Raw genomic sequence first — 4,118 nt, 5'->3', positions numbered from 1 at the left:
CGCCGAGGAAGTTACACAGCACGGCAGTGATCATTACTGCAATCAGCGTGACCGGAATACAGATCGCCAGCAGCGTCAGATAACTTACGCCCATCGGCTCGAGGATACCCGCGAAAAAGACCACCGCCGCGGAAATGGGCGAGGCGGTGATCGCAATCTGGGAGGCGACTACAGCAATAGAAAGAGGGCGAGACGGGCGAATACCCTGCTCTTTCGCCACTTCGGTGATGACCGGCAGCGTGGAGAAAGCGGTATGGCCAGTACCGGCGAGAATGGTCATAAACCAGGTCACCAGTGGGGCAAGGAAGGTGATGTATTTTGGATGACGACGCAGCATACGCTCCGCCAGGCTCACCAGGTAGTCCATACCGCCAGCGACCTGCATGGCCGCAATGGCAGCGATAACCGCCATGATGATTTCGATAACGTCAAAAGGGATTGCGCCGGGTTTAATCTGAAAGATCAGGGTAAGTACGAGCACGCCGAGACCGCCGGCAAAGCCGATGCCGATACCCCCGAGTCGTGCGCCCAAATAAATCGCCAACAGGACGATGACGAGTTCTGCTCCAAACATAAAGACCTGCCTTGCTTATTAACAAGTTGATATTGAATTGTTGTGTTTTGGTAACGGCCATAAAGAAAAAAGGCACGTCACAAGTGACGTGCCTTTCGGAAGCTTAGCCTGAACGGTTACTGTTCGCTTTCATCGGTATATCGTTTCGCTTTATATGCCGGGTGCATCAGGTTCTGGGCGGAGAAGATATCGTCCAGTTCGGCTTCGGTCAACAATCCTCGCTCGAGAACCACCTCACGCACGCTCTTACCGGTTTCGGCACAAATCTTCCCGACGATATCGCCGTTGTGGTGGCCGATGAACGGGTTGAGATAGGTGACGATGCCGATGGAGTTATAGACGTAGCCTTCACACACTTCTTTATTCGCGGTGATGCCGTTAATGCATTTTTCCAGCAGGTTGTAGCAGGCGTTGGTCAGAATGTGGATAGATTCAAACATCGCCTGGCCAATCACCGGCTCCATTACGTTCAGCTGGAGCTGACCGGCTTCGGAGGCCATGGTGACGGTCGTATCGTTACCAATAACCTTGAAGCAAACCTGGTTCACCACTTCTGGCACCACCGGGTTCACTTTAGCTGGCATGATGGATGAACCCGCCTGCAACTCTGGCAGGTTGATTTCATTCAGGCCAGCGCGCGGACCGGAGGAGAGCAGGCGCAGGTCGTTACAGATTTTGGACAGTTTCACCGCCAGACGTTTCAATGCGCTGTGCACCATCACGTAGGCGCCGCAGTCTGAGGTGGCTTCAATCAGGTCTTCTGCAGGCACAACCGGCAGGTTGGACACTTCAGCCAGCTTCTGTACCGCCAGCTGCTGATAGCCATCCGGGGTGTTCAGGCGTGTACCGATGGCGGTAGCGCCCAGGTTCACTTCCAGCAGCAGTTCGGACGTGCGCAGCAGGTTTTTGGTCTCTTCGTTCAATAGCACGTTAAACGCGTGGAACTCCTGGCCGAGCGTCATCGGCACCGCGTCCTGCAGCTGGGTACGACCCATTTTCAGGATGTCCTGGAACTCAACGGCTTTACGCTGGAAGCCATCACCCAGCTGATTAATCGCGTCGACCAGTTTGACGACAGAGGCATACACCGCGATGCGGAAGCCGGTTGGGTAGGCGTCGTTGGTGGACTGACATTTGTTAACGTGGTCGTTCGGGTTCAGGTACTGGTATTCACCTTTCTGATGACCCATCAGCTCCAGGCCGATGTTTGCCAGCACTTCGTTGGTGTTCATGTTGACGGAGGTGCCTGCGCCGCCCTGATAGACGTCAACCGGGAACTGATCCATGCATTTGCCGTTGTTCAGCACTTCATCGCACGCGGCGATAATCGCATTTGCAGCGCTTTTAGGAATGGTTTGCAGCTCTTTGTTTGCCAGAGCCGCGGCTTTTTTTACCATCACCATGCCACGCACAAATTCAGGGATGTCGCTGATTTTGCTGTTGCTGATGTAGAAGTTTTCAATCGCTCTCAGAGTGTGAACACCATAGTAGGCATCCGCTGGAACTTCCCTGGTACCCAACAAATCTTCTTCGATACGAATGTTGTTTAACATGTGAACCTTCTTTTCAAGCTGCCGATGGATTGTACTAAACACACAGTAGATATGTGGTTTTGAATATTTTATGACCGACGATTATTCCCTCAATCGGCCAGATGTTCGAGATCATATGCTGATGATAGCGAATTGCCGTAAGCTGGATCACTTATTATCGACCCGATTTCATGATAATTATTAATCTGTGAAATATGTCACCGCTTTAATATTTCCAGAAAAAATATCCGTGCAAACCGATTGAATTTTGGCTAACCGTCACCATTTCTTATCTACGCGCTTCGCGAACACATTCAGTCAGGGGCCAGAAGGCACCTGCCACACAGGAGATGCCAGTGCGCTGGATACCATTTATTGCTTTCTTTCTTTATGTTTACATTGAGATTTCCATTTTCATCCAGGTTGCCCATGTGCTGGGCGTCCTGCTGACGCTGATTCTGGTGATCTTCACCTCCGTCATCGGCATGTCGCTGGTGCGCAATCAGGGTTTCAAAAATTTCCTGTTAATGCAGCAGAAGATGGCCGCAGGTGAAAGCCCGGCCGCCGAGATGATCAAAAGCGTGTCGCTGATTATTGCTGGCCTGCTGCTGATCCTGCCGGGCTTCTTTACAGACTTCCTCGGCCTGCTGTTGCTGTTGCCGCCGGTGCAGAAGCATCTGACCATGAAGCTGCTGCCGCATCTGCGTTTCAGCCGTATGCCAGGCGGTGGTTTCAGCACCGGCCCGGGGGATACCTTTGAAGGGGAATATCAGCGTAAGGATGAGCAGCGCGACCGGTTAGATCATAAAGACGATCGGTAAGTTTCTTGCCCGGTGGCGCTCGCTCACCGGGCCTGCGGATTTTGCCGCTTCGGTAAAAACACCCACAGCCCCGCCAGCATGACGATGGCGTACACACTCTTCCATCCCACCATCGCCAGCAGCAGCAGGCACAGGACACACCCGATAGCCGCCAGCGCCTTAAAGCGTCCTTTCAGTAGCCGACAGCCCGCCAGCATGCACAACAGATAGATCATGATGAAAATACCGTTGGCGTAGATAATCAGCGCGTCAAGGTTGATGTCGAGGAGATAAATGGCCAGGGAACTCACCACGCAGCAGCCCAGTACGGTATTCAGCGCATTCACCGGAAGCTGACGCTTTGACAGGCGTGAGAGGGGGCTATCCGGTTTATAAAGTGCCTGAGACCACACCAGCCGGGCGAAGCTCTGAATATAGATGTTGAGGCTAGCAAAGCAGGCGAGATAGCCAATCACGCAGGCTACCCACAGGGCTTTAACGCCAAACAGCTGCACCACGATGCCCGGCAGCGACGCGGCGGCGGCTTTCTCTTCACCGAACGCGTTGAAGTGCAGCACCAGTACGGTACAGGCCCAGTACACGGTGCCCGCCAGCAGCAGGCCAATCATCAGGGCGCGGGGAAAATCACGCTCGGGCTGTTTAAACTCGGATGCCAGATGAGCGAACGCCTCCAGACCGACGAAACACCAGAACATGACGGATAGTGCAGCGAAAAGCTGTGTGTGGTCGATGTCATTAATCGCGGGGAAAGGAATATCCGCCACCGTAATGTCACCCGCAAACCAGATGGCGACGATCAGCGCGACGATTAACACGGCGACCAGCGTTTGCAGGTTGGCGCTGGAACTGGCCCCGCGTGAGCCAACCCACCAGATAATCGCTAGCGTGCCGAGTTCAGCCAGCAGCAGCTGTTCATCGTGCCAGCCAAACAGCGCCTGTCCGAAGCCGGTTGCGATATGCAGGGCTGCCGGAAGGCCAACGGGTATCACCGACAAAAATAGCCAGCCGGTGACGCGTTCCATTCGCGGCCCAAACGCCATGCCGACAAAATGCGCTACGCCGCCTGCGCTCGGGAAGTGCCGCCCGAGTATGGCAAAGACAATCGCCACAGGAAACACCAGCACGATCAGCACCGGCCATGCCCAAAGACTGTTATTGCCGGCAACCAACGCCGCCAGCGCGGGAACCGCA

At 54.3% G+C, this 4,118-nt stretch carries 4 protein-coding genes; 1 reads left to right on the top strand and 3 read right to left on the bottom strand.

Translation table 11 applies throughout. The features are described 5' to 3' along the window. On the bottom strand, positions 1-574 hold a 574-nt coding region (locus HP459_RS21730), incomplete at its 3' end, for an anaerobic C4-dicarboxylate transporter family protein (RefSeq protein WP_301541006.1). 116 nt (positions 575-690) lie between these two features. Next, the gene (aspA, locus tag HP459_RS21725; RefSeq protein WP_003855923.1) at positions 691-2,127 is read right to left on the bottom strand and encodes an aspartate ammonia-lyase; all 1,437 of its coding nucleotides are present in this window, start codon (positions 2,125-2,127) and stop codon (positions 691-693) included. 335 nt (positions 2,128-2,462) lie between these two features. Between aspA and HP459_RS21720 the strand changes: the two genes are divergently transcribed. Further along, the gene (locus tag HP459_RS21720; RefSeq protein ID WP_003855925.1) at positions 2,463-2,927 is read left to right on the top strand and encodes an FxsA family protein; all 465 of its coding nucleotides are present in this window, start codon (positions 2,463-2,465) and stop codon (positions 2,925-2,927) included. 23 nt (positions 2,928-2,950) lie between these two features. Here the strand turns inward: HP459_RS21720 and yjeH are convergent. Beyond that, positions 2,951-4,118, bottom strand: a 1,168-nt coding sequence (gene yjeH, locus HP459_RS21715; RefSeq protein ID WP_171936823.1) for an L-methionine/branched-chain amino acid transporter, incomplete at its 5' end; no start/stop codon positions are given.

Origin of the sequence: Enterobacter sp. CM29, from assembly GCF_013179605.1 — a bacterium.
GTDB classification, from domain to species: domain Bacteria; phylum Pseudomonadota; class Gammaproteobacteria; order Enterobacterales; family Enterobacteriaceae; genus Enterobacter; species Enterobacter intestinihominis.
The sequence above is the reverse complement of the archived record's forward strand: the minus strand, read 5'-3'. Positions and strand labels throughout refer to the sequence as shown.